This window comes from Rathayibacter sp. VKM Ac-2805, from assembly GCF_009834265.1.
Lineage (GTDB): Bacteria > Actinomycetota > Actinomycetes > Actinomycetales > Microbacteriaceae > Rathayibacter.
In genome coordinates this window covers 2,902,141-2,925,445 of sequence record NZ_CP047185.1, presented here as the reverse complement: position 1 = coordinate 2,925,445, position 23,305 = coordinate 2,902,141, and the positions used below count along the sequence as shown (strand labels likewise).

Here is a 23,305-nt window from a genome sequence, read left to right as displayed (position 1 = left end):
AGGGGGCCTCATGATCGAGGCACGAGGACTGACCAAGAGGTTCGGCGCGAAGACCGCCGTCGACGGGATCGACTTCACCGTCGAACCGGGCCGGGTGACGGGCTTCCTTGGTCCGAACGGCGCCGGCAAGTCGACGACCATGCGGATGATCGTCGGGCTGGACCGGCCGACGTCGGGCTCCGTCCGCGTGAACGGCAGGCCCTACGCCGAGCACGCGGCGCCGCTGCGAGAGGTGGGGGCGCTGCTCGACGCGAAGGCGGCGCACCGGGGGAGATCCGTGCGCGACCACCTCCGCGTCATCGCCGCCACTCACCGCATCCCGCGGGCCCGTGTCGAGGAGGTGATCGAGCTCGTCGGGCTCCAGAGCGTCGCCCGCAAGCGCGTCGGCGGCTTCTCGCTCGGGATGGGCCAGCGTGTCGGCATCGCGACCGCACTGCTGGGCGACCCGCAGACGCTGCTGCTCGACGAGCCGGTGAACGGGCTCGACCCCGAGGGCGTGCGCTGGGTGCGCGACTTCGTCCGGAGCCGGGCCGCTGACGGCCGGTGCGTCCTGCTGTCGTCGCACCTGATGAGCGAGATGGCGCAGACGGCCGACCACATCATCGTCCTCGGCCGGGGCCGCGTCCTCGCCGACGCCCCTCTCGCCGACTTCCTCGCGGAGGCGCGCCCCAGGGTGCGCGTCGCGAGCCCCGAGGCCGACCGCCTGGCCGAGCTGCTCGTCGGAGGCGGCGCCCGAGTGACCCGCACCGAGGGCGGCCTCGACGTGGAGGGCCTCGACGCCCCCGCGATCGGCGAGCTGTCGCTGCGCGGCGGCATCGTCCTGCACGCCCTCACCCCGCTGACCCGATCGCTCGAGGACGCCTACACGGCGATGACGGCGGACGCCGTCGAGTACGCCACCGCGACGGCCCCCGCCACGGAAGGAGCCGTCCGATGAGCGCTCAGAGCACCGCACCCCGTACCTCCGCTCTCGACGGCGCCCGGCTCCGAGCCGGGGGAGTCGTCGCCTCGGAGGCGCTCAAGCTGGCGACCGTCCGGTCCACCTGGTGGTCCCTCTGGGTCTCGGTCCTCCTCGCCCTCGGTCTCGCCGCGATCCTCGGAGGGACCCTCGACGGTGTCGAGTCCGTCGAGGGGGCGACCCAGCTCGCGGCAACCGCCGCCACGGTCCATCTGCAGCTGGTCGGACTCGTCGTCGCCGTCCTCGGAGCCCTCTCGATCGGAGGGGAGTACACGACCGGGATGATCCGGTCGACCTACACCGCCGTCCCGCGGCGCCTCCCCTCGCTGCTCGCCCGCACGGGGACGGTGGCCCTCGCCGCCTTCGTGCTCGGCCTGATCACCACCGGCGGGTCGTTCGCCCTGATCGCCGTGCAGCTGGCGGGCAAGGGAGCGGCACCGGTGGTCGACGGCGAGGTCCTCGGCGCGCTGGTGGGCGGCGCGTTCCACCTCGCGGTCCTCGGAGCCTTCTCCGTCGGGCTGGGTGCGCTGCTGCGCAGCTCCGCCGCGGCGATCGGCACGGCCGTCGGAGTCCTCTTCGTACTCCCGATCGTCGTCTCGCTGGCCGGAGCCCTCCTCGATGCGCAGTGGATCACCGACGCGTCCCGCTACCTGCTCTCGAGCCTGGGGACGACGCTCTCCCGCCTGCCGGACGAGTCCGGCACCGGCGTCGGCGTCGGCACCGCCGTCCTGGCCTCGCTGGCCTGGGCCGCCGCGGCCCTCGTCCCCGCCCTCCTGGTCACCCGCGTCCGCGACGTGTAAGCCGGCCGCCCGCCTCCTCCCCAGGCTGCCGTCCCCGCCGCTCCCGCCGGCCGAGACGGGCGAGGAGGCGGGGCGCCGGTCTCCGCTGGGTACAGTGGAGCGGTGACTCAGCCGACCCTCTCCGACGAGCAGCAGCGGGTCTTCGACCTCATCGAGAACACCCGCGAGCACCTGTTCGTCACGGGTCGCGCGGGCACGGGCAAGTCCACCCTGCTCAACCACCTCAGCTGGAACACCGACAAGCAGATCGTCATCTGCGCCCCCACCGGTGTCGCGGCGCTGAACGTCGGCGGCCAGACCATCCACTCGCTGTTCCGGCTGCCGATCGGCGTCATCGCCGATTCGGACCTCGACCAGCCGCCCGAGCTGCGCAAGCTCCTCAACACCATCGACACCCTCGTCATCGACGAGATCTCGATGGTCAACGCCGACCTGCTCGACGGGATCGACCGCAGCCTCCGGCAGGCGCGGCAGCGGCGCTCCGAGCCGTTCGGGGGCGTGCAGGTCGTCCTCTTCGGCGACCCGTTCCAGCTCGCACCCGTCCCCGGCGATCCGGAGGAGCGCGCCTACTTCGCCGACCGCTACCGCTCGCTGTGGTTCTTCGACGCCCTCGTCTGGCAGGAGGCGCCGCTGCGGATCGTCGAGCTCGGCCGGATCCACCGGCAGAGCGACGAGCGCTTCAAGTGGATGCTCAACGCGGTCCGCTTCGGCATGGTGACGAAGGAGATCGCCGACGTGCTGAACGCGGCGGGCGCGCGGACGCCTCCGGCCGACGACGCGATCACGCTCGCGACCCGCAACGACACGGTCAACCGCATCAACCAGGCGGCGCTCGCGCGGCTGAAGGGCCCGCTGAAGACCGCGTCGGCCGAGATCAGCGGCGACTTCGGCGGGCGCGCCTACCCGGCGGACCAGAACCTCGAGCTCAAGATCGGCGCGCACGTGATGTTCCTGCGCAACGACTCGGAGCAGCGCTGGGTCAACGGCACGATCGGCCGGGTGACGAAGGTCGCGGGGACGGTGTGGGTCGAGGTCGACGGCGAGGTCCACGAGGTCGAGCCCGCGACCTGGGAGCGCTACCGCTACTCCTACTCCGCCGCGACGAAGAAGCTGACCCGCGAGATCGTCGCCGAGTTCGCGCAGTTCCCGCTGCGGCTGGCGTGGGCGGTCACGATCCACAAGTCGCAGGGCAAGACCTACGACTCGGCCGTGGTCGACCTCGGCCAGCGCGCGTTCGCGCCCGGGCAGACCTACGTGGCGCTCAGCCGCATCACGAGCCTCGAGGGGCTCTACCTGACGCGGCCGCTCCGGCCGAGCGACATCATCGTCGACAAGGACGTGCTGCGCTTCATGTCCGAACGGCGAGCCGAGCCGGCCGCCGTCGCGGAGGCGTCCGCGGACTGACGCCCCGCGGAGGAGGTCGGAGCAGGCCCTCAGGCCGCCGCGCAGGTCCGGGCGAGATCGCGGAACAGCTCCGTCGTCAGCCGGTACGCCTCCGCGACCTCCGCGATGACCCGCTCGCGCTCCTCCTCGTCCCAGCCCGCGGCGTCGAGCTGCTCGCGATAGGTGGCGCGGAAGGCCGACGGTGCGGCGATCTCGCCGAAGAGGAAGAAGCCGACGCCGTTGGTCTCGAAGCCGAACCGCCGCTGCAGCAGCCCGCGGACGATCGCGCAGCCGGAGAGGTCGCCGAGGTAGCGCGTGTAGTGGTGGGCGACGAAGCCGCCGCTCCAGCCCGAGGCCACGGTGCGGATCCGGTCGACGTAGGCGCTGGTCGAGGGCAGCGGGCGGATGCGCTCGCGCCAGTCCTCGCCGACGAGGAAGCGCAGGTCCTCCGCGATCGCGGGGAGCCGGGTGAGCTTGGCCGAGAGGAACGGCTCCGCGACCGGATCGCCGGCCATGTCCTCCGCCACGGCCTCGAGGGCCTCGTAGACGAAGTAGTGCTGCGAGATGAGCGCGATGTAGTCGTCGCGGCTGCCGGAGCCGGTCATCAGCGAGGTCATGAAGGCGGCGCCCTCGTCGTCCGCGCCGGACTGCCCGATGCGCAGGCGCAGGGCCTCGGAGAACGGGATGACGTTCGACACGGTGGCCTCCCTCGACGACTTAGGTCTGCCTTACCTTAGCCGAGCGGAGCCGCCGGGACCAGAGGCCGTCAGTGCCCGTGTCCGCCGTCGACGACGGAGTGCATCATCCCGCCCATGTCGCCCGAGCCGCCCGAGGAGGCGGCCATGGCGGGGGTGGCGAGGGCGGAGACGGTGAGCGCGCCGGCCAGGAGTCCGACGAGAGCTCGCGACGGCGAGACGGCCTTCTCCTCGACGCGCGGAGAGCGGAGCGAGACGGCCACCACGGCGACCGCGATCAGCTGGAGGACCGCGGCGGCCAGCGCGGGAAGGGGTTCGGCGAGTGCGCCGAGGGCCAGAGCGAGCGCGAAAGCCGCCAGAGAGGCGACCGCGACGACCAGCGCGGTGCGCGGCACGACGATCCGGCCACGCGCCAGGACGAGGACCGCCCAGAGGATCTCGACGGCGCCGAGGACCCCGATCACCGGGGCCTGCACGCCCTCGCCGCCGGCGGCGAGCGAGACGTGGACGAGTCCGGCGCCGAGTCCGGCGAAAGCGGCGTTGCAACGGGCCACGGTGGTCATGGCGGCTCCTTCGCTGGATCGGGGAAGAAGGAGGCCCCGGATCGACACACCGCATCGTGTCGTCCGGGGCCGTTCAGTCCGTCCGCCGCGGAAAACGGCGGGCCCACGGCGGACGGAGTAGAGGGGGGCGGCGGGTGCCGCCCGGGTCAGGCGGTCGCGGCGGTGCGCGTCCTCGCCGTCTTCTCGGTGCCGAGTCCGACTCCCAGCAGCACCAGCGCGCTGGCGAGGTGCAGGAAGTGGTCGGCGGTGTTCAGCGCCAGCACGTTCAGGGCGGTGTCGACAAGGAAGAAGCCCACGATGCCGAGCAGCAGGTACACCGCTCCGACGGTCGTGTTGACGGTCTTCGCCGCGGCCGCGGTCGAGAGGCCCGCGATCAGCAGCGCGCCTCCGATGAGCAGGTGGGCGATGTTGTGCAGCGGGTTCACCTCGAAGATCCCGAGCAGGAGACCGCCGTCGGTCGAGAGGAACTGCACGCCGCCGGTGACGACGAAGCCGAGGAGCCCGACGACGACGTAGACGGCTCCGAAGAGAGTCGCCAGCAGTCGATTGGGGGATCTGCGCATGGTCTCCTACCTCCTTCGAGCAGCGCCTCTGCGCTGTACTCCCTCTCTTCGTAACCCGGCGCCTGCCGGTTTGGGAACCCGGTGGACTCCGCCGGTCACGGTCAGGACACGAATCGCGATCGGGCCGACAGCGGCCCTCTCGGGCCCGACGACGCCCCCGTACAGTGGTGCCGTTCGCAGACGACGGGGGAGTCGCACGGCATGGGATCTCGCAGACCGACGCGGACGGGACTGCTCGCCGTCCCGGTCCTCGTGCTCGCACTGGCCGGCTGCACGCCCGCCACCGCCTCGCGCGTGGCGGAGGCGCCCGCGCAGGCCGCATCGGAGGAGCTCGCCTCCGCTCTGTCGGGGTTCCTCGACGAGACGGTCGGCGTCGCAGGCGCGACAGGAGCGGTCGCCGGAGTCTGGTCTCCCTGGGGAGGCAGCTGGGAGGGCGCGGTCGGCTGGGAGTCGGACGAGCGCACCACCGCCCTCACCACCGACGCGCACCTGCGGCTCGGCACCGGCGGCACCGAGGCGATGACCTGCGACGTGGTCCTCGCCCTCGCCGACTCCGGCCGGGTCGACCTCGACGCCGACGTCGGCGAGACGCTGCGCTCGCTGCCCGGCATCGACGGTCTCACCCTGCGGGAGCTCTGCGCGCACACCTCCGGCCTGGCCGACTTCCGCTCGGCCCTCTGGCCGACCGTGCTCCAGAACCCCCCGCGGCAGTGGCCGACGCTCGAGCTGCTCGCCGCGGCCCAGGTGCGCGGCGCCTCGGCCGAGCCCGGAGCGGCGTGGTCCGACTCCGCGACCGGTCCGCTGCTCGCCGGCATCGTCGCCGCGCAGGTGACCGGTCGGAGCATCGGGGAGCTCTACGACCAGTACGTGGTGCCGCGGTACGGGCTGCGCAGCACGGAGCTGCCCGGCGCCTCCGAGGTCGACCTGCCCGCTCCGTCCCCCCGCGGCTACGCGGTCGCGCTGGACCCGGCGACCGGGGAGAAGCGCTGCGACGTGCGGCTCGACGTCACCGCCGCGTCCCCGTCCGCCCTCGGCGCCGCGGGCGGAGCGCTCACCGATCTGGAGGACCTCCGGCGCCTGGCGACGGGCCTCGCGGCCGATCCCGCAGGCGACGCGATGTGGCAGGACCCGGTCGTCCAGGGCCAGGGCCGCGCCGACTACCTCCGCGCCGGCCTCGGCGGGCACGAGGCGGGACCCCTCCGCGGCTTCTCGGGCCTCGCGCCCGGCTTCGTCACCGCGGCCTACTCCGACCCGGTCTCGGGCCTGACCGTGGCCGTCTCGATCAACAGCTCGACGCCCGGCGGGGACTTCGCCGCGACCGTCGCCCGCACCCTGGCCGCGATCGCGGTCGAGCAGGGCGCCGCGGCGGGAGCGGAAGGCCTGCCCCGGCTCCCGTGGACGGCCGACGGCGAGCGCGGCGCCGTGCAGGGGACCCCGACGCGCTGCTGATCCGGCGGCGCCCTACTCTGGTGCCATGCCGATCACTCCCGACACCAAGGACTGGACCTGGGTCCTCGAGCGCCCCTGCCTCGAGTGCGGTTTCGACGCCTCGCTCGTCGACGCCGACGAGGTCGCCGAGCTCATCCGCGAGAACGCCGCCGCCTGGCCCTACGTGCTCGACCGCGACGACGCGGCGGGCCGGCCCGACAACGAGACCTGGTCGCCGCTCGAGTACGCCGCGCACGTGCGCGACGTGCACCGGATCTACCGCACCCGCGTGCAGCTGATGCTCGCCGGCGACGACCCGCTCTACCCCAACTGGGACCAGGACGTCACCGCCGTGGAGGAGCGCTACGACCAGCAGGACCCCGTGCAGGTCGGCCGAGAGCTGGTCGAGGCGGCCGAGCGCATCGCCGAGGTGTTCGACTCCGTCGCCGGCGCCCAGTGGCAGCGCCGAGGCCGCCGCAGCGACGGCGCGGCGTTCACGGTCGACACGATCGCCCGCTACTACCTGCACGACGTCCAGCACCACCTGCACGACGTGCAGGGCTGAGTGCTCAGGTGTCGATGAGCTGCGGATTGAGGAACGAGAGCGTCCGCGCGTAGGCGAGCGCCGCGGAGGCGGGGCTGACCGCGTCGCGCAGGTTGCCGTTCGCGAAGTGCCGCTGCGTGTCCGGGTAGGTGTGCGCCGTGACCGGCGTCCCCGACTCCTTCAGCCGTCCGACGAACGACTCCGGGTCGTCGCCCGCGGGCCACTCGTCGCTCTGCGCGTAGTGCAGGAGGGTGGGGCACGGGACCAGCACGTGCTCCTCCGCACCGAGGGTGGCGTAGTACGCGACCACCGCGTCCACGAGCCCGGTGCCCGCGGCGAGCAGCCCGAGGCGGCCGCCGAAGCCGAACCCGATGACGGCGCTGCGCGGGGCCCCGGCCGCGACTCCGGTGCCGACCGCCTCGGCGACGGCGGCGAGGGTGCGGTCCTGCGCGGCCATCGCGGCGAGGTCCCGCGCGTCCTCCGGGGCGAGCGTGGCCCAGCCGTCGTAGAGGTCCGGCACGAGCACGTGGTAGCCGTGCTTCGCCACGGCCTCGGCGAACGGCTCGAGCCACGGCAGGCGCCCGAACACGTCGTGCAGCACGACCACCACGGGCCGGCCGGGGTGCCCGTACTCGAGGGCGACGCCCGGCGACGGGATCTGGACGAGCTCTGTCACCCCTCCACCCTGCCCTCTGCGTCCCGCGATCCCGCGCGCTGCCACTGATCCGCCCGGCGTGTCGCGTCGGATCCGCCGCTCGGGCGCCTCACCGCTCCGCGCGGCCGTGCGGCTCCAGCGGCAGGACCACCTGCTCGCGCAGGTGCTCGTAGACCACCGAGGTGCGCACGTCCGCGACCTCGCGCCGCTGGGTCAGCTCGTCGATGACGAAGGCGTAGAGGTCCTGGTTGTCGCGGACGGCGACGTGGATGATGAAGTCCTCGGAGCCGGAGGTGACGAACACGCCGACCGTCTCGTCGAGGCCGGCGACCCAGTCGCGGAAGGCCTCGATGATCTCGCGCGACGGCGGGCGGATGCGGACCGCGATCAGCGCCTGCACGCCGCGCCCGAGGGCCGCGAAGTCGAGGGTGAGCGTCGCGCCGGTGATGACGCCGCGGCGCCGGAGGCTCCTCGTGCGGTCGAGAGCGGTGGTCGGTGAGACGTGCACCGCGGCTGCGAGGTCCCGGTTCGTGATCCGTGCCTCCGACTGCAGGACCTGCAGGATCCGGACGTCGAGTTCGTCGAGTGCCGCTCCTGGGCCGTTCTGCTGGTCGTTCATACGGAGATCCTGCCGGAGGCTGCTCCTGCTGCCTACTGTTCGTGACGTCACTTCGCACGAACCGAGGAGCAGCATGACCATCCCCGCCCCCGACGCCGTCGGGTTCCACCCCGACGAGATCGACACCGCCGCGCCCACCCGCTCCGCCCGCCTCAAGTGGGTGGTCGTCGTCGACGAATCCCTCCCGGCAGGCCGCGCCGTGAACGCCGCGATCTGCGTGGGCGCCGCGACGGCCGCGCACGTCGCGGGACTGCTCGGACCGAGCCCCGCCGACGCGTCCGGATCGCTGCATCCCGGTCTGCCGTGGGCCGGCTGCACGGTCCTCGCCGCCGACGCGGCCACCCTGCTCGCGATCCGCGCCAAGGCCGAGGCGCACGACGGGACGTTCGTCGCCGACATGCCCGCATCCGCGCAGGCCACCCGGGTGTACGACGAGTACCGGGAGGCGGTCGCGGCGAGCGGCTCCGACGAGCTGCAGTACCTCGCGGTCAGCCTGGTGGGGCCGAGGAACCGGATCGACAGGATCGTCGGGCGGCTGCCGCTGCTGGGCTGACGGATACCGCGGGGCTGCCGGACGCCGCTGCGCTGCCGGACGCCGCTGCAGCGCCGGAGGAGGAGCCGCCCGCATCGGGCCGGAGGACCGGCCGCAGACGAGGGGAGAGGAGAGCGAGTGACGGGAATCGAACCCGCGCCATCTGCTTGGGAAGCAGAAGTTCTACCATTGAACTACACTCGCGCGGCGCCGCTCGGGCGCACCAGGACATCGTAGCAAGGCCCGGAGCCGGCCCATGCCCCGGGGTCGCGCCACGCCCTAGGATCGCAGCGTGCTCCTCTCCGACCGCGACATCTCGCTCGAACTCGCCTCCGGCCGCGTGGGGCTCGCCCCGCACGATCCGTCGATGCTGCAGCCGTCGTCCGTCGATGTGCGCCTCGACCGCTTCTTCCGGCTGTTCGACAATCACCGCTACCCGTACATCGATCCGGCCGAGGACCAGCCCGAGCTGACTCGCCTGGTCGAGACGCCGCAGGGCGAGCCGTTCATCCTCCACCCGGGAGAGTTCGTGCTCGGCTCGACCTACGAGGAGGTGTCCCTGCCGGACGACATCGCGGCGCGCCTCGAGGGCAAGAGCTCGCTCGGACGGCTCGGGCTGCTGACCCACTCGACCGCCGGGTTCATCGATCCGGGCTTCACCGGCCACGTCACCCTCGAGCTCAGCAACGTCGCGACGCTCCCCATCACGCTCTGGCCGGGGATGAAGATCGGCCAGATGTGCTTCTTCCGCCTCAGCTCGCCCGCCGAGAAGCCCTACGGCTCGGCGGAGTACAGCTCGCGGTACCAGGGCCAGCGCGGTCCGACCGCGTCGCGGTCGGCGCTCAACTTCCACCGCACGGACGTCTACACCGACTGACGCCGGCGCAGGGATCAGGGCGTAGGGGTCAGCCCAGCAGGCGGGGGAGCTGCAGCACGAGCCAGGGGGAGAACGCCCAGGGGGTCGAGCGGACGGCGGCGAGCGTCGCCTCGGCGTCGACCCACTCGTAGTCCATGACCTCGTCGAGGCGCGGATCGAGGGCGTCGCGGCTCGACAGCGTCGCCGTGTAGACGGGGCAGATCTCGTTCTCGACGACGCCGGACGCGTCGACCGCGCGGTAGCGGAAGTCCGGCAGGGCGACCTCCAGCGTGGCCAGCCGGGCGCCGAGCTCGCGCTCGGCCCGGCGGACGACGGCGTCCTCGATCCGCTCGCCCGGGGCGGGGTGCCCGCAGAAGGAGTTGGTCCAGACGCCCGGCCAGGTGCGCTTCTCCAGCGCGCGGCGGGTCACCAGCAGCGCGCCGTCCGGGGAGAAGACGTGGCAGGAGAACGCGAGGTGCAGGGGGGTGGCCGTGTCGTGCACGGTCGCCTTGTCGGCGACCCCCACGGCGTTCCCGGCCTCGTCGAGGAGGACCACCTGCTCGATCCGGTCCGTCTGCACAGTGGCGGCTGGCGAAGTCATACCCGCAAGTCAAGCACGCCGCAACACATCAGCCGGCTTATCGTCCTGGTTCTCCCCTTTGTTAGCCTTCCCCCGTGGATACGCGCGACCCCGTGGTTCTGTCCCGGTTGAGGCAGGAGCACGTCGATGCCGTCCTGGACAGGTTCTTCTCGTTGGCGAGGTCCCGGGCGGTGCGTCTCGGACCCCGCTACCTGACCCTCTGGCAGACGCTGGAGGCCAACACCCGCGGCGGCAAGCGCTTCCGCCCGCTGATGGTGATCTCGGCGTACGAGGCCCACGGCGGCCAGGATCCGGAGGCCGCCGCCCATCTCGGCGCGGCGTTCGAGCTGCTGCACACCGCGCTGATCGTGCACGACGACGTGATCGACCGCGACTTCGTGCGCCGCGGCGGCCCGAACGTCTCGGGCAGCTACCGCGACGAGGCGACGACCGCGGGCCTCTCCATCCCGATCGCCGAGCACCGGGGCACCTCGGTGGCCGTGATCGCCGGGGACCTCGCCCTCACCGGCGCCCACCGCCTCGTCGAGGGCGTCGGCGCCTCCGACGGCGTGCGGGCCCGCCTGCTCACCCTGCTCGACGAGGCCGTCTTCGCCTCCGCCGCCGGCGAGCTGGCCGATGTGGACTTCTCGCTCATGCCGGGCATGCCCTCGGTCGACGAGGTGCTCGAGATGGAGCGCCTCAAGACCGCCGTCTACTCGTTCGAGGCGCCGCTGCAGGCCGGAGCGATCCTCGCCGGAGCCTCGGACGCCGCGGTGGACGCGCTCGGCGAGTTCGGCCGCTGGATCGGCATCGCCTACCAGATCGTCGACGACCTGCTCGGCGTCTTCGGCTCCGAGGGACAGACCGGCAAGACCACGCTGGGCGACCTCCGCGAGGGCAAGCGCACCGTCCTCATCGCCCACGCGGCCGGCACGGACTGCTGGCCCGACATCGAGGCGCTGATCGGCGACGAGCACCTCGCGCCCGAGACCGCGGAGAAGGTGCGCGGCATCCTCGAGGAGTGCGGCGCCCGCAGCTACGCCGAGGGGCTCGCGAACCAGTTCGCCGACCGCGCCTGGGCGGCTCTGGAGACGCCCGCGGTGTCGGAGGCGTTCCGCAACGAGGTCCGCCCGCTCGTGGCCAGCGTGGTCGGGCGCACCCGATGAGCGCTGTCCGCCACGCGCGGATGCGCGCGACGATGCGCTCCGCCCGGCCGAGCCCCCGTACGGTGGCACGATGAGCCGCCAGAGCGAACTGTACGACCGCGTCGCGCACGAGTCGTCCGCGCAGGTGATCCGCCGCTACTCCACCTCCTTCGGGCTGGCCACGCGTCTGCTCGCCCCGGGCGTCCGCGAGCGGGTGGAGGACGTCTACGCCCTCGTGCGCGTCGCCGACGAGATCGTCGACGGCGTCGCCGAGGAGGCCCGTCTCGACCGGGCCGCGGTGGAGGAGTCCCTCGACGCCTTCGAGGCCGAGACCGAGCGCGCGCTCGCCTCCGGCTACAGCTCCAACCTCGTGATCCACGCCTTCGCTCGGACCGCGCGGGCGACCGGATTCGGCACCGAGCTCACCCGGCCGTTCTTCGCGTCGATGCGCGCCGACCTCCGCGAGACCGAGCACACCCCCGAGTCCTTCGAGGCCTACGTCTACGGCTCCGCCGAGGTCGTCGGGCTGATGTGCCTGCATGTGTTCCTCGCGGCGCCGGACGCGGGGCTCGTCTCCGAGGCCGCCCGCGCGCGGCTCGTGGCCGGAGCGCGCCGCCTGGGCGCCGCGTTCCAGAAGGTCAACTTCCTCCGCGATCTCGCCGCCGACGTCGACGGCCTCGGCCGCAGCTACTTCCCCGGAGTCGACCCGCGGGCGTTCTCCGAGCGCGACAAGGCCTCGCTGCTCGCCGACCTCGACGACGACCTCGCCGAGGCCGCCGCCATCGTGCCCGAGCTCCCGCGCTCGAGCCGGCGCGCGGTCCTGCTGGCCCACTCCCTCTTCGCCGCCCTGGCCGACCGGATCCGCGCGACGCCCGCCGAGGAGCTCCTCCGCGCCCGCGTCAGCGTGCCCACGGCCGCCAAGGCGGCGCTCGCGGCGAAGGCGGCCGTGTCGACGCTGGGCCCGCGCCTGGGCCCCGGCCCCGTCCGCGCGACCCGCTCGAGGACCGGCCCGCACCGCGCCGTCGTCATCGGCGGCGGGATCGGCGGACTCGCCTCCGCCGCGCTGCTCGCGCGCGACGGCTACGACGTGACCCTCCTGGAGGCGCGCGAGGCCGTCGGCGGCCGCGCCGGCTCGTGGGAGCACGAGGGCTTCCGCTTCGACACCGGTCCCTCCTGGTACCTGATGCCCGAGGTGTTCGACCACTTCTTCCGCCTGATGGGCACCAGCGCCGAGGAGCGCCTCGACCTCGTCACGCTCGACCCCGGCTACCGGGTCTACAGCGAGGGCGTCGACGAGCCGATCGACGTGCTCGCCGACCTCGAGTCGAACCTCGCGCTCTTCGAGAGCATCGAGTCCGGAGCGGGCGAGCGGATGCGCGCGTACCTCGACTCCGCGCGCGACACCTACGAGATGGCCAAGCGCCGCTTCCTCTACACGAGCTTCTCCTCCTTCCTCCCGCTGCTGCGCCGCGACGTGCTCAGCCGGACCGGGAGGCTCGGCCGCCTGCTGCTCACGCCGCTCGACACGTTCGCGGCGACGGCGGTCACCGACAACCGGCTGCGCCAGATCCTCGGCTACCCGGCCGTCTTCCTCGGCTCCTCGCCGTTCGCCGCGCCGAGCATGTACCACCTGATGAGCCACCTCGACCTCGCCGACGGCGTGCTCTACCCGATGGGCGGATTCACGAAGCTGATCGAGGCCGTCGCCGACGTCGCCGAGGAGGCCGGCGTCACCGTCCGCACGTCCTCGCCCGCGACGCGGATCCTCACCGCCCGCTCGCCCCGCGGCCGACGCCGCGGCGCCGAGGTCGTCGGAGTCGAGTTCACGGGCCCCGACGGCACGGAGCGGATCCCCGCCGACCTGGTCGTCAACGCCTCCGACCTCTTCACCACCGAGCAGTCGCTCCTCCCCGAGGAGCTGCGGACCTACCCGCCCGCCTACTGGGAGAAGCGCGAGCCCGGCCCGAGCGCCGTCCTCGTCCTCCTGGGCGTGCGCGGGGAGCTGCCCGAGCTCGAGCACCACACCCTGCTCTTCACGAAGGACTGGCGCGACAACTTCGACAAGATCTTCGGCGAGCACCCGACCGTCCCCGATCCCGCGTCGATCTACGTCTGCCGCCCGAGCGCGACCGACGCGAGCACGGCTCCGGAGGGGCACGAGAACCTGTTCGTGCTCGTGCCGATCCCGGCCGACACCTCGATCGGCCACGGCGGAGTCGACGGCGCGGGCGACGCGCGCGTCGAGGCCATCGCCGACCAGGCCATCGCGCAGATCGCGTCCTGGACCGGCGCGACCGACCTGGCCGAGCGGATCGTCGTCCGCCGCACCATCGGCCCGGCCGACTTCGAGAGCGACCTCGGTGCCTGGCGCGGCTCGATGCTCGGACCGGCCCACATCCTCTCGCAGAGCGCCTTCTTCCGCGCCGGGAACGTCAGCCGGCACGTCGACGGCCTGCTCTTCGCCGGCAGCTCCACGATCCCCGGCATCGGCCTGCCGATGTGCATCATCAGCGCCGAGGTCATGCTCAAGCGCGTGCGCGGCGACGTGTCGACCGAGCCGCTGCCCGTGCGGGAGGCGCCGTCCGCTCCGGTCGCGCCCGTCGCCGTGGGGGAGTAGGCGTGGGGATCCTCTACCTGCTCGCGCTCCTCGTCTCGATCACCGGGATGATCGTGCTCGACCGCCGCTTCCGGCTGTTCTTCTGGGCGGACGCGCGACGCGCGGCGATCGTGCTGCCCGTGGGAGTCGCGTTCTTCCTGGTCTGGGACCTCGTGGGGATCGGCCTGGGCGTCTTCTTCCGCGGAGAGACCTCCTACATGACCGGCCTGCAGATCGCGCCGGAGCTCCCGGTCGAGGAGGTCCTCTTCCTCACCCTGCTCTGCTACCTGACGATGGACGTGCACGGCTTCCTCTCGCAGCGGGTCGCCCGGCGGGCGGAGGCGCGCGCGTGACCTACCTCCTCCTCAACGCCGTGTTCCTCGCGGTGGTGCTGGTGCTGCTGGTGCTCGCGCTGCGCCGACGCGTCCTGCGCCTGCCCGCCGTCCTCGGCACCCTCGCCGTGCTGCTGGTGATGACCGCCGTGTTCGACAACATCATGATCGGAGTGGGCCTGCTGGTCGCCTACGACGACGACCTGATCTCGGGCATCCGGATCGGTGTCGCTCCGATCGAGGACTTCGCCTACGCGATCGCCGCGGCCCTCGCCCTCCCGGCGCTCTGGGTGCTCCTGCCCTCGCGTCGTCGGAGCGAGCCGTGAACCGGCTGCGCGCGCTGTTCGTCTCGAGCCGCCCGCTGAGCTGGGTCAACACCGCCTACCCGTTCGCGGCGGCGTACCTGCTGACCACCCGCGAGATCGACCTCGCCTTCGTGCTCGGCACGATCTACTTCCTCATCCCCTACAACCTCGCGATGTACGGGATCAACGACGTCTTCGACTACGAGTCCGACCTGCGGAACCCCCGCAAGGGCGGCGTCGAGGGCGCCGTGCTCGACCGGAGCGAGCACCGAGCGACGCTCATCGCGGCGGTGGCCACGAACGTGCCGTTCCTGGTGGCGCTCGTGCTGCTCGGGTCCCCGGTCTCGTGGCTGGTCCTCGCGATCAGCGTCTTCGCCGTGATCGCCTACAGTGCGCCGGGGCTCCGCTTCAAGGAGCGCCCGTTCGTCGACTCGCTGACCTCGGCGACCCACTTCGTCAGCCCGGCCGTCTACGGGATCGCCCTCGCGGGCACCGTGGTCACCGGACCTCTGGTGGCGCTGCTCGTGGCGTTCTTCCTCTGGGGGATCGCGAGCCACGCCTTCGGCGCGGTGCAGGACATCCTGGCCGACCGCGCGGGCGGCATCGGCTCGATCGCGACCGTGATCGGAGCGAAGGCGACCACGCGCTTCGCCATCGCCGCCTACGTCGCGAGCGGCCTGCTCCTGCTCCTGCTGCCCTGGCCGGGGACCCTCGCGGCGATCCTCGCGGTGCCGTACGCGGTGAGCATCTGGCCGTACCGGTCGCTCGAGGACGCCGAGGCGGAGCGGGCGAACGCGGGCTGGAAGCGCTTCCTCGCGCTGAACTTCCTGACCGGCTTCCTCGTCACGCTCCTGCTGATCGTGTTCTGGATCGCCACGGTCTGATCCGCGGCCGCCGGCGCGCGGGGAGGGGCGTCGCCAGCGACTCCGCGGGCCGGGCCCCGTCAGTCCCGGCGGGCGGGCGGCGCGAGCCGCGGCTCCGGCACGACGGGGGCGGTGGCCGGCGGGCGGCGCACCGGCAGGAGCAGCACCAGCCCGACGGCGAGGACGAGGACGAGCCCGAGGATGCCCCAGTACTGCACGTTCGCCTCGCCGCTGCCCGAGACGGCCGCGGCGATCGAGACGGCGGCTGCGAAGGCGGCGGGCGCGAGGAACGAGGCCGCCCGCCCGGTGGTCGCGTAGAGGCCGAAGATCTCGCCCTCGCGTCCCTCCGGGATGAGGCGGGCCAGGTAGCTTCGGCTCGCCGACTGCGCCGGGCCGACGAACAGGCACAGCAGCAGGCCGAAGATCCAGAACACCGTGCTCCCCCCGTCGTGCAGGACGAAGACGGCGGTGCCGCAGACGACCAGGCCGATGAGCGAGGCGACGATCACGGCCTTGGGGCCGATGCGGTCGTCGAGCGCGCCGACCGAGATGGTCGCCACTCCGGCCACGACGTTCGCGGCGATGGCGAAGAGGATCACCTCGCCGGCGTCGAAGCCGAAGGTGCCCTGCGCCAGCACGCCGCCGAAGGTGAAGACCCCGGTGAGCCCGTCGCGGAACACCGCGCTGGCGATGAGGAAGGCCACGGTGCTGCGGCTCTCGCGCCAGAGGGCGGCGACCTGCGCGAAGAGCGCGCGGTAGGAGGCGATCACGCCGACGCGCTCCGCCCGGCTCGCGCGCGCCGGCGTCTCCGGCACCGCGACCAGCACCGGGAGGGCGAAGACGGCGAACCACACGCCGGCGACCAGGATCGAGACGCGCACGTCGAGGCCGTCGTCCCCCGTCACTCCGAAGAGCCCGACCTCGGGCGAGATGAAGCCGAAGTACACGATCAGCAGCAGGACGATCCCGCCGACGTAGCCCATGCCCCACCCGAAGCCGGAGACGCGGCCGATGGTCGCCCGGGTCGAGACCTGGAGGAGCATCGCGTTGTAGTTGACGCTCGCGAACTCGAAGAAGACCGTGCCGACCGCGAGCAGTCCGAGTCCCAGCCAGAGGAGGGCCGGGTCGGGGCGCACGAGGAACATCAGCAGGATGCAGAGGACGACGACGGCGGAGTGGATCCCGAGCCAGAGCCGGCGGCGCCCGCCGAGGTCGGCCCGGCGGCCGGTGATCGGCGCGATGACGGCGACGACCACGCCGGCGGCGGCGAGGGACCAGCCGAGCGCGGCCGAGACTCCGCTCGAGGTGCCGAAGAGCCCGTCGGTGGTCAGGTAGACGGTGAAGACGAAGGTGGTCACCACCGCGTTGAAGGCCGATCCGCCCCAGTCCCACAGGCCCCAGGCGAGGACGGGCCAGCGGCCGGTGCGCGTCGTCATGGGCCCACCGTAGGGGGAGGAGGTGAACGGCCGGAAGCGGCGGGACCCGTGAGTCTGAGAGTTGAGCCGATGCGACTCAACTTCTCGCGTCCGGACTTGACGCGAGACGACGGATGCGTAAACTTGAGCGTGCGGGGCTCAACTCCCGCAGAGGATTCCGCACCACCCGTCAACTGACCGGCAGCCGCCCGCGCGACGCCGATCGCGAAGGAGAACAACGCATATGTCCCGTGCCGTAGGCATCGACCTGGGAACCACCAACTCTGTCGTGGCCGTCCTCGAGGGAGGCGAGCCCACCGTCATCGCCAACGCCGAGGGCTTCCGCACCACGCCGTCCGTCGTGGCGTTCACCAAGGACGGGGAGGTGCTCGTGGGCGAGACCGCGAAGCGCCAGGCCGTCACCAACGTCGACCGCACCATCGCGTCGGTCAAGCGCCACATGGGCACCGACTGGACCTTCGGCGTGGAGGACAAGAAGTACACCCCGCAGGAGATCTCGGCCCGCATCCTGGGCAAGCTCAAGCGCGACGCGGAGCAGTACCTGGGCGACAAGGTGACCGACGCGGTCATCACCGTCCCGGCCTACTTCAACGACGCCGAGCGCCAGGCGACCAAGGACGCCGGCGAGATCGCCGGCCTCAACGTCCTGCGCATCATCAACGAGCCCACCGCGGCCGCGCTGGCCTACGGCCTCGACAAGGGCAAGGAGGACGAGCTCATCCTCGTCTTCGACCTCGGCGGCGGAACGTTCGACGTCTCCCTCCTCGAGGTGGGCAAGGACGACGACTTCTCGACCATCCAGGTCCGCGCGACCTCGGGCGACAACCGCCTCGGCGGCGACGACTGGGACCAGCGCGTCGTCGACCACCTGGTCAAGCGCTTCAAGGACTCGACCGGCGTCGACGTCTCGAAGGACAAGATCGCTCGCCAGCGCCTCAAGGAGGCCGCGGAGCAGGCGAAGAAGGAGCTCTCCTCGAGCACCTCGACCAGCATCCAGCTGCCCTACCTCTCGCTCACCGAGAACGGCCCGGCGAACCTCGACGAGACGCTCACCCGCGCCAAGTTCGAGGAGCTCACCAGCGACCTGATCGAGCGCACCCGCAAGCCCTTCACCGACGTCATCGCCGAGGCGGGCGTCAAGGTCGAGGACATCGCTCACGTGGTCCTCGTCGGCGGCTCGACCCGCATGCCGGCCGTGGCCGAGCTCGTCAAGAAGCTCACCGGCGGCAAGGAGCCCAACAAGGGCGTCAACCCGGACGAGGTCGTCGCCGTCGGCGCCGCGCTGCAGGCCGGTGTCCTCAAGGGCGAGCGCAAGGACGTCCTCCTGATCGACGTGACCCCGCTCTCGCTGGGCATCGAGACCAAGGGCGGGATCATGACCAAGCTCATCGAGCGCAACACCGCGATCCCGACCAAGAGGTCCGAGACCTTCACCACGGCCGACGACAACCAGCCGTCCGTCGCGATCCAGGTCTTCCAGGGCGAGCGCGAGTTCACCCGCGACAACAAGAACCTGGGCACGTTCGAGCTGACCGGCATCGCGCCGGCCCCGCGCGGCATCCCGCAGGTCGAGGTCACCTTCGACATCGACGCCAACGGCATCGTCCACGTGTCCGCGAAGGACAAGGGCACCGGCAAGGAGCAGTCGATGACGATCACGGGCGGCTCGTCGCTGCCCAAGGACGACATCGACCGCATGGTCCGCGAGGCCGAGGAGCACGCCGCCGAGGACAAGGCCCGCCGCGAGGCGGCCGAGATCCGCAACAACGCCGAGACCCTGGCGTACTCGATCGACAAGCTGATCAAGGACAACGAGGACAAGCTGCCCGAGGACGTCAAGTCCGAGGTGCAGGGAGACGTCGACGCGCTGAAGACCGCGCTCGCCGGCGACGACGACGCGGCCGTCAAGACCGCGTTCGACGCCCTCAACGCCTCGCAGACCAAGATCGGCCAGGCGATCTACTCCCAGGACCAGGCCGCGCAGAGCGCCCCCGCGGACGCTCCGGCCGACGGTGACAAGAAGGACGACGAGGACATCGTCGACGCCGAGGTCATCGACGAGGACGAGCCGAAGGACACGAAGTAGCCATGGCAGCCGAGAACGAGCCCCAGGACCTCCCCGAGGAGCAGCCGGTCACCGGCGGCGAGGCGGGAGCCGAGGCGGCGCAGGACGCCCAGGACCAGGAGGGCCTCATCGAGGCCGAGGGGCCCGACGTCGAGACCAGCCTCTCGGACGCCGACCTCTCGTTCCTCTCGGGACAGTCCAGCGCCGAGACGCTCGCGGCCGAGCACCTCGCCGATCTCCAGCGGGTGACCGCGGAGTACGCGAACTACCGCAAGCGCACCGAGGCCAACCGCCAGGTCGACAAGGAGCGGGCGATCGGCGACGCGGTGAAGGTCATCCTCCCCGTGCTCGACGACCTCGACCGCGCCGAGAAGCACGGCGACCTCGCCGAGGGCGGGCCCTTCACGGCCATCGCGCAGAAGCTGCGCGGCGGAGTGGAGAAGCTCGGCCTGGTGAAGACCGGCGCCGTGGGCGACCTGTTCGACCCGAACATCCACGAGGCGATCTTCCAGCAGCCCACCCCCGGCGCCGAGACCTCCACGGTCGCGGACGTCGTCGAGGCGGGCTACTACCTCGGAGGCTCGCTGCTGCGGGCCGCCAAGGTGGTCGTGGCAGTCCCCGCCGACTGACCCCGCCACCGGCACCACCACCGCGGAGGACCCCGCCCCGCTCGGCAGCACGCTGCCGGACCGGGGCGGGGTCCCTCGCCGCATTCGACACAGGAAGAGGCACATGGCCAGCCAGGATTGGTTCGACAAGGACTTCTACAAGGTCCTCGGCGTGTCCAAGGACGTCTCCGCCGCGGATCTGAAGAAGACCTACCGCAAGCTCGCCCGCCAGTTCCACCCCGACTCCAACCCGGGGGACGCGAAGGCCGAGGCGCGCTTCAAGGAGATCAGCGAGGCGTACACCGTGCTCTCGGACGCCGAGCAGCGCAAGGAGTACGACCAGATCCGCGCCATGGGCGGCGGAGCGCGCTTCACCGCGGGCGGCCAGCCCGGAGGGTTCGACGACGTCTTCGGCGGCATGTTCGGCCAGGGCGGGCGCACCTCCTACAGCACCCAGCAGGGCCCGCCGCCCGGCTTCGAGGACATCCTCGGCGGCATGTTCGGCGGCGGAGGCAGCCGCTTCGGCCAGCCCAGCGGCGGCTACCGCGGCTTCGGCGGCCCGCAGAAGGGCGCCGACGTCACCGCCAGCACCACCATCGACTTCCGCACCGCGACCCGGGGCGACACCGTCCAGCTGCAGACCGGCGACGGGCGCACCCTCTCGGTGCGCATCCCGGCCGGCGTGGCCGACGACCAGAAGATCCGCGTCCGCGGCAAGGGCCGCCCGAGCCCGGACGGCGGCGAGCCCGGCGACCTGGTGCTCACCGTCTCGGTCCGCAAGCACCCCGTGTTCGAGCGCGACGGACTGAACCTGCGCGTGACGGTTCCGGTCACCTTCGTCGAGGCCGTCTTCGGCGCGACGATCGAGGTGCCGACCCTCGGCGGCGAGCCCGTCAAGCTCCGGGTCGCCGCAGGCACCCCGAGCGGCCGCGTCCTGCGCGTCAAGGGCCGCGGCGTCACGACTCCCAAGGGCACGGGCGACCTGCTCGCCGTCCTGCAGGTCGCCGTCCCGAGCCACCTGTCCGCCGCCGCCCGTGAGGCCCTCGAGGCCTACGCCGCCGCCGAGCCGGACGAGGACCCGCGCGAGGACATCCTGGAGAAGGCCCGCTACTAGCACCGGATCGGCGCGACCGGTCGGAGGAGGAGACATGGACGAGAACACGCCCGTCTTCGCGATCGCCGTCGCCGCCGAGCTGGCGGGGATGCACCCGCAGACGCTGCGGCAGTACGACCGGCTCGGGCTCGTCAGCCCGACCCGCACCGCGGGCAAGTCGCGCCGCTACTCGATGCGCGACGTGGTGCAGCTGCGCGAGGTCGCCCGGCTCTCGTCCGAGGGCGTCTCGCTCGAGGGCATCGCGCGCATCCTGCAGCTCGAGAACCAGGTGCAGTCGCTCTCGCAGCGGGTGCGGGAGCTGGAATCGGCCCTCGCCGACGAGCTCCTGAACCGGCCCGGCCGCCGCGTGTTCGCCGCCGGTCTCGAGGGCGACGTGGTCACTCTGCGCCACGGGACGCGCGCGCAGCGCCGGACCGAGCTGGTCGTCTGGCGCCCCGCGCCACGATCGGGCGCCACCGACGACGCCACGCCCTGAACGAGGGGTAGCCTGACCGGGCGCCGCCCCATCACGGCGGCGCCCGCTCCTCCGCTCGGGGCGGAGACCAGGAGGACCGCCGTGGACCACGACAGCAGCACCCCGCGCGACGAGCGCGATGCCCCTCAGGAGCAGGCCTCCCAGGAGCAGGCCTCCCAGGAGCAGGCCTCCCAGGAGCAGTCCTCTCAGGAGCAGGCTCCGGACGCCTCGCGACAGGAGCAGGCCCCGGGCGCCACTCGCGCGTCCCGCCGGGCACCCGTCGTCCCCGACAACGGATTCTCCCGCGAGTCCTACGCGATCCACGCCACCCGCAGTGAGCTGCCCCTCTTCTCGGACGCGCTGAACGCCGGCCGCGACGACTCCGGCTGGCTGTCGTCGCTCTCGAGCACCCTGGCCGGACCCACCGGGCCCGTCGGCTCCCCCGACTCGGCCGCCGAGGCGGCGCAGGCCGCGCTCGATCGCCGCACCCGTCGCCGGAGCGACGAGTCCGGCTCCTGAGCCGCGGCTCCTGCTAGTCGCGCAGGCGCGTCGCGGCCATCCGGGCGTCGACCAGGCGGCCGCCGCTGAGGCGGGCGAGGATCACGGAGCCGAACGGCAAGGCGCGCACAAGAGGCAGCCCCTCGACCCGCTCCTCGTCCGCGTAGCCGAGGAGGACGTACATCCCGACCACGGCGATCGCGGCGATCGTCGCGACCCGCGCCGGGATCTGGTCCATCGTGCCGCCTCCGCCGTCGATCGGCTCAGCGAGCGTGACGCACATGAGGAAGATCGACGCGTAGACCGCCAGGTGCACGTGGGAGCGGCTCCACGGGCGCGCGAGCGCGGCGATCGGCAGGATCCAGAGGGCGTACCAGGGGTGGATGGCGGTCGACGCCGTCACGAACGCGAGCAGCGCGCCGGACAGGCGGGCGAGCGGATCGATGGAGCGCCGCGACAGCATGAGGCGAGCGGAGATCAGGCCGGCGAGCCCGAGCGCGAGGATCTTGACCACGGCGATCGCCGCGGCGGGGTCGTGACCGGTGAACTCGACGGCGCGGGAGACCGAGACCGTGACGAACGACATCGGCGCGTACCAGTGCAGGATCGAGCCGGGCACGACCATCGCCGCGACCCAGCCGACCCCGACGCCCGCGAGCAGCCCGACGGCGACCACGAGGCCGAGCGCTCCGGCGCCCGTCCAGAGCCAGCCGCGGGCGCGCTCACGCCACGTCGCGTCGTGGCGCAGCCACAGGAGCGCGAGCACGGGGAGCGCGATCACGGCGATCGGCTTGATCGCGATCGCTCCGGCCATCAGCACGACGGCGGCGATGCGCCGGTCGGTCTGGGCGTAGTAGAGCGACGCGAGGATAAGCGCCAGCATCACGGAGTCGTTGTGGCCGGCTACGACGAAGAGCACGAGGGTCAGCGGGTTGGCGACGATCGTCCAGGCGGTGAGCGGGACCGAGAGGCCGCGCAGGCGCGCCAGGCGGAGCGCGTAGACGGCCATGACGGCGACGCCGGCGACCGACACGGCGCGGAGCATCGCGATCGAGAGCTCCGGTGCGCCGTAGCCCGCGAACTGCACGGCGGTGCGCTCGATCAGGAGGTAGAGGGGCCCGTAGGGCGTGGGCGTGTCGGCCCAGAGCGGGTCGACGCCGAGGTCGAACCAGCCCGGGAGCGTCGCGACGCCGTGGGTGTAGGGGTCGATGCCCTGGGTCATCAGGCGACCCTGCGCCACGTAGGAGAACATGTCGTGGCTGAACAGCGGCACCGTCACGAGGAGTGGAGCGGTCCAGGCGAGGGCCGCCACCACGATGGTGCGGACGGAGCCGGGGCCCGCCGCGAGCGCGACCGTGCGCAGGCGGAGCCACGCGATCAGCAGCAGCATCCCGCCGCCCACGACGAGGGCGCCGCTGGACTCGGTGAGCCAGCCCGTGGCGCGGATCGAGGCGACGAGAGGCCAGTCGCGGATGGGCGAGCCGGCGGGCAGGTAGCCCACGCCGAGCGAGCCGAGGAGGATCGCGATCGAGCCCAGCAGGCCCGTCGCCAGCGGTGCAGCCTCCATGAAGCGGAGCCGCGGCCGGCGCTGCCGTCCCGTTGCCCGGGCCGTGACCGGCCGCTCGATCGTCCCCCGTGAAGCCATCGGAGCCACGCTAAAGGATGGGACTCCGAAGTGCATGGACGGCCGGTGAACGGTTGATCAGTCGGCGC

25 protein-coding genes and 1 tRNA gene are annotated in these 23,305 nt (G+C 72.4%); 17 read left to right on the top strand and 9 right to left on the bottom strand.

Going from position 1 to position 23,305, the window contains the following annotated elements:
- Nucleotides 1-10: 10 nt before the first annotated feature.
- The 3 genes from GSU40_RS13710 to GSU40_RS13700 all read left to right on the top strand — a co-directional run bounded on the left by GSU40_RS13710 (nucleotide 11) and on the right by GSU40_RS13700 (nucleotide 3,162).
- Complete coding sequence (locus tag GSU40_RS13710; protein ID WP_159915711.1) at nucleotides 11-937, top strand: ATP-binding cassette domain-containing protein; 927 nt, start codon at nucleotides 11-13, stop codon at nucleotides 935-937.
- Nucleotides 934-1,758, top strand: a complete 825-nt coding sequence (locus GSU40_RS13705) for a hypothetical protein (RefSeq protein WP_160035325.1) — start codon at nucleotides 934-936, stop codon at nucleotides 1,756-1,758. Before GSU40_RS13710 ends, GSU40_RS13705 begins: the two co-directional genes overlap by 4 nt.
- Nucleotides 1,759-1,860: 102 nt before the next feature.
- Nucleotides 1,861-3,162 carry a DEAD/DEAH box helicase gene (locus GSU40_RS13700; protein WP_104222908.1) on the top strand — a complete coding sequence of 434 codons (1,302 nt, stop codon included), beginning with the start codon at nucleotides 1,861-1,863 and terminating at the stop codon, nucleotides 3,160-3,162.
- A 29-nt stretch (nucleotides 3,163-3,191) separates the two neighbouring features.
- Here GSU40_RS13700 and GSU40_RS13695 read toward each other — a convergent pair whose 3' ends face one another.
- The 3 genes from GSU40_RS13695 to GSU40_RS13685 form a co-directional block, all read right to left on the bottom strand.
- Complete coding sequence (locus GSU40_RS13695; protein ID WP_104226125.1) at nucleotides 3,192-3,839, bottom strand: biliverdin-producing heme oxygenase; 648 nt, start codon at nucleotides 3,837-3,839, stop codon at nucleotides 3,192-3,194.
- 68 nt (nucleotides 3,840-3,907) lie between these two features.
- Nucleotides 3,908-4,399, bottom strand: coding sequence for a hypothetical protein (locus tag GSU40_RS13690; protein WP_160035323.1), 492 nt, complete (start codon nucleotides 4,397-4,399; stop codon nucleotides 3,908-3,910).
- A gap of 146 nt (nucleotides 4,400-4,545) precedes the next feature.
- Nucleotides 4,546-4,962 (bottom strand): DUF4383 domain-containing protein, encoded by a 417-nt coding sequence (locus GSU40_RS13685; RefSeq protein WP_159915703.1) that lies wholly within the window; start codon nucleotides 4,960-4,962, stop codon nucleotides 4,546-4,548.
- Nucleotides 4,963-5,163: 201 nt separating this feature from the next.
- Between GSU40_RS13685 and GSU40_RS13680 the strand changes: the two genes are divergently transcribed.
- Both GSU40_RS13680 and GSU40_RS13675 read left to right on the top strand, forming a co-directional pair.
- A complete protein-coding gene (locus tag GSU40_RS13680; RefSeq protein ID WP_160035321.1) occupies nucleotides 5,164-6,411 on the top strand; it encodes a serine hydrolase domain-containing protein in 1,248 nt (415 codons plus the stop codon).
- 25 nt (nucleotides 6,412-6,436) lie between these two features.
- A complete protein-coding gene (locus tag GSU40_RS13675) occupies nucleotides 6,437-6,955 on the top strand; it encodes a DinB family protein (protein WP_160035319.1) in 519 nt (172 codons plus the stop codon).
- Nucleotides 6,956-6,959: 4 nt separating this feature from the next.
- Here GSU40_RS13675 and GSU40_RS13670 read toward each other — a convergent pair whose 3' ends face one another.
- Together GSU40_RS13670 and GSU40_RS13665 are read right to left on the bottom strand one after the other, a co-directional pair.
- Complete coding sequence (locus GSU40_RS13670) at nucleotides 6,960-7,610, bottom strand: dienelactone hydrolase family protein (protein WP_104237610.1); 651 nt, start codon at nucleotides 7,608-7,610, stop codon at nucleotides 6,960-6,962.
- A gap of 88 nt (nucleotides 7,611-7,698) precedes the next feature.
- Entirely contained in the window at nucleotides 7,699-8,208 is a 510-nt protein-coding gene (locus tag GSU40_RS13665) for an Lrp/AsnC family transcriptional regulator (protein ID WP_104345620.1), read from the bottom strand.
- 73 nt (nucleotides 8,209-8,281) lie between these two features.
- On the opposite strand from GSU40_RS13665, the gene GSU40_RS13660 reads away from it, so the two are divergent.
- Nucleotides 8,282-8,761: a DUF2000 domain-containing protein gene (locus tag GSU40_RS13660; protein ID WP_104222899.1), complete on the top strand. Its 480-nt coding sequence runs from the start codon at nucleotides 8,282-8,284 to the stop codon at nucleotides 8,759-8,761.
- Between the two features lie 112 nt (nucleotides 8,762-8,873).
- Here GSU40_RS13660 and GSU40_RS13655 read toward each other — a convergent pair.
- Nucleotides 8,874-8,944, bottom strand: a tRNA-Gly gene (locus tag GSU40_RS13655).
- Between the two features lie 88 nt (nucleotides 8,945-9,032).
- On the opposite strand from GSU40_RS13655, the gene dcd reads away from it, so the two are divergent.
- On the top strand, nucleotides 9,033-9,617 hold the full coding sequence (dcd, locus tag GSU40_RS13650) for a dCTP deaminase (protein ID WP_104222898.1): 585 nt from the start codon (nucleotides 9,033-9,035) through the stop codon (nucleotides 9,615-9,617).
- 28 nt (nucleotides 9,618-9,645) lie between these two features.
- Here dcd and idi read toward each other — a convergent pair whose 3' ends face one another.
- The gene (gene idi, locus GSU40_RS13645) at nucleotides 9,646-10,197 is read right to left on the bottom strand and encodes an isopentenyl-diphosphate Delta-isomerase (RefSeq protein WP_104222897.1); all 552 of its coding nucleotides are present in this window, start codon (nucleotides 10,195-10,197) and stop codon (nucleotides 9,646-9,648) included.
- A gap of 170 nt (nucleotides 10,198-10,367) precedes the next feature.
- Between idi and GSU40_RS13640 the strand changes: the two genes are divergently transcribed.
- From GSU40_RS13640 to GSU40_RS13620, 5 genes are all read left to right on the top strand, one after another.
- Nucleotides 10,368-11,342, top strand: coding sequence for a polyprenyl synthetase family protein (locus tag GSU40_RS13640; RefSeq protein ID WP_244229492.1), 975 nt, complete (start codon nucleotides 10,368-10,370; stop codon nucleotides 11,340-11,342).
- A 70-nt stretch (nucleotides 11,343-11,412) separates the two neighbouring features.
- On the top strand, nucleotides 11,413-13,938 hold the full coding sequence (crtI, locus tag GSU40_RS13635) for a phytoene desaturase family protein (RefSeq protein ID WP_160035317.1): 2,526 nt from the start codon (nucleotides 11,413-11,415) through the stop codon (nucleotides 13,936-13,938).
- Between the two features lie 2 nt (nucleotides 13,939-13,940).
- Complete coding sequence (locus GSU40_RS13630; protein WP_104222894.1) at nucleotides 13,941-14,270, top strand: lycopene cyclase domain-containing protein; 330 nt, start codon at nucleotides 13,941-13,943, stop codon at nucleotides 14,268-14,270.
- The gene (locus GSU40_RS13625; RefSeq protein WP_160035315.1) at nucleotides 14,267-14,575 is read left to right on the top strand and encodes a lycopene cyclase domain-containing protein; all 309 of its coding nucleotides are present in this window, start codon (nucleotides 14,267-14,269) and stop codon (nucleotides 14,573-14,575) included. Before GSU40_RS13630 ends, GSU40_RS13625 begins: the two co-directional genes overlap by 4 nt.
- Nucleotides 14,572-15,438, top strand: coding sequence for a prenyltransferase (locus GSU40_RS13620; RefSeq protein ID WP_104222892.1), 867 nt, complete (start codon nucleotides 14,572-14,574; stop codon nucleotides 15,436-15,438). Before GSU40_RS13625 ends, GSU40_RS13620 begins: the two co-directional genes overlap by 4 nt.
- 59 nt (nucleotides 15,439-15,497) lie before the next feature.
- Here the strand turns inward: GSU40_RS13620 and GSU40_RS13615 are convergent, their stop codons facing one another.
- Nucleotides 15,498-16,853: an MFS transporter gene (locus GSU40_RS13615; RefSeq protein ID WP_104226134.1), complete on the bottom strand. Its 1,356-nt coding sequence runs from the start codon at nucleotides 16,851-16,853 to the stop codon at nucleotides 15,498-15,500.
- A 223-nt stretch (nucleotides 16,854-17,076) separates the two neighbouring features.
- On the opposite strand from GSU40_RS13615, the gene dnaK reads away from it, so the two are divergent.
- The 5 genes from dnaK to GSU40_RS16955 all read left to right on the top strand — a co-directional run bounded on the left by dnaK (nucleotide 17,077) and on the right by GSU40_RS16955 (nucleotide 21,613).
- On the top strand, nucleotides 17,077-18,939 hold the full coding sequence (gene dnaK, locus GSU40_RS13610; protein ID WP_104222890.1) for a molecular chaperone DnaK: 1,863 nt from the start codon (nucleotides 17,077-17,079) through the stop codon (nucleotides 18,937-18,939).
- A gap of 2 nt (nucleotides 18,940-18,941) precedes the next feature.
- Nucleotides 18,942-19,547, top strand: a complete 606-nt coding sequence (locus tag GSU40_RS13605; protein ID WP_104237617.1) for a nucleotide exchange factor GrpE — start codon at nucleotides 18,942-18,944, stop codon at nucleotides 19,545-19,547.
- A gap of 103 nt (nucleotides 19,548-19,650) precedes the next feature.
- Nucleotides 19,651-20,640, top strand: coding sequence for a DnaJ C-terminal domain-containing protein (locus GSU40_RS13600; RefSeq protein WP_160035313.1), 990 nt, complete (start codon nucleotides 19,651-19,653; stop codon nucleotides 20,638-20,640).
- Between the two features lie 34 nt (nucleotides 20,641-20,674).
- Nucleotides 20,675-21,115 carry a MerR family transcriptional regulator gene (locus tag GSU40_RS13595; RefSeq protein WP_104315058.1) on the top strand — a complete coding sequence of 147 codons (441 nt, stop codon included), beginning with the start codon at nucleotides 20,675-20,677 and terminating at the stop codon, nucleotides 21,113-21,115.
- A gap of 81 nt (nucleotides 21,116-21,196) precedes the next feature.
- Nucleotides 21,197-21,613 carry a hypothetical protein gene (locus GSU40_RS16955; protein ID WP_208543319.1) on the top strand — a complete coding sequence of 139 codons (417 nt, stop codon included), beginning with the start codon at nucleotides 21,197-21,199 and terminating at the stop codon, nucleotides 21,611-21,613.
- Nucleotides 21,614-21,626: 13 nt separating this feature from the next.
- On the opposite strand, the gene mptB is transcribed toward GSU40_RS16955, so the two are convergent.
- Entirely contained in the window at nucleotides 21,627-23,237 is a 1,611-nt protein-coding gene (gene mptB, locus GSU40_RS13585) for a polyprenol phosphomannose-dependent alpha 1,6 mannosyltransferase MptB (RefSeq protein ID WP_160035311.1), read from the bottom strand.
- Between the last annotated feature and the right edge of the window lie 68 nt (nucleotides 23,238-23,305).

Coding starts and splice junctions, on each gene's coding strand:
- GSU40_RS13660 (WP_104222899.1), top strand. CDS start 8,282: ATGACCATCCCCGCCCCCGACGCCGTCGGGTTCCACCCCGACGAGATC.
- GSU40_RS13705 (WP_160035325.1), top strand. CDS start 934: ATGAGCGCTCAGAGCACCGCACCCCGTACCTCCGCTCTCGACGGCGCC.
- GSU40_RS13680 (WP_160035321.1), top strand. CDS start 5,164: ATGGGATCTCGCAGACCGACGCGGACGGGACTGCTCGCCGTCCCGGTC.
- GSU40_RS13690 (WP_160035323.1), bottom strand. CDS start 4,399: ATGACCACCGTGGCCCGTTGCAACGCCGCTTTCGCCGGACTCGGCGCC.
- GSU40_RS13665 (WP_104345620.1), bottom strand. CDS start 8,208: ATGAACGACCAGCAGAACGGCCCAGGAGCGGCACTCGACGAACTCGAC.
- GSU40_RS13675 (WP_160035319.1), top strand. CDS start 6,437: ATGCCGATCACTCCCGACACCAAGGACTGGACCTGGGTCCTCGAGCGC.
- GSU40_RS13605 (WP_104237617.1), top strand. CDS start 18,942: ATGGCAGCCGAGAACGAGCCCCAGGACCTCCCCGAGGAGCAGCCGGTC.
- idi (WP_104222897.1), bottom strand. CDS start 10,197: ATGACTTCGCCAGCCGCCACTGTGCAGACGGACCGGATCGAGCAGGTG.
- GSU40_RS13685 (WP_159915703.1), bottom strand. CDS start 4,962: ATGCGCAGATCCCCCAATCGACTGCTGGCGACTCTCTTCGGAGCCGTC.
- GSU40_RS13595 (WP_104315058.1), top strand. CDS start 20,675: ATGGACGAGAACACGCCCGTCTTCGCGATCGCCGTCGCCGCCGAGCTG.
- dnaK (WP_104222890.1), top strand. CDS start 17,077: ATGTCCCGTGCCGTAGGCATCGACCTGGGAACCACCAACTCTGTCGTG.
- crtI (WP_160035317.1), top strand. CDS start 11,413: ATGAGCCGCCAGAGCGAACTGTACGACCGCGTCGCGCACGAGTCGTCC.
- GSU40_RS13600 (WP_160035313.1), top strand. CDS start 19,651: ATGGCCAGCCAGGATTGGTTCGACAAGGACTTCTACAAGGTCCTCGGC.
- GSU40_RS13710 (WP_159915711.1), top strand. CDS start 11: ATGATCGAGGCACGAGGACTGACCAAGAGGTTCGGCGCGAAGACCGCC.
- mptB (WP_160035311.1), bottom strand. CDS start 23,237: ATGGCTTCACGGGGGACGATCGAGCGGCCGGTCACGGCCCGGGCAACG.
- GSU40_RS13615 (WP_104226134.1), bottom strand. CDS start 16,853: ATGACGACGCGCACCGGCCGCTGGCCCGTCCTCGCCTGGGGCCTGTGG.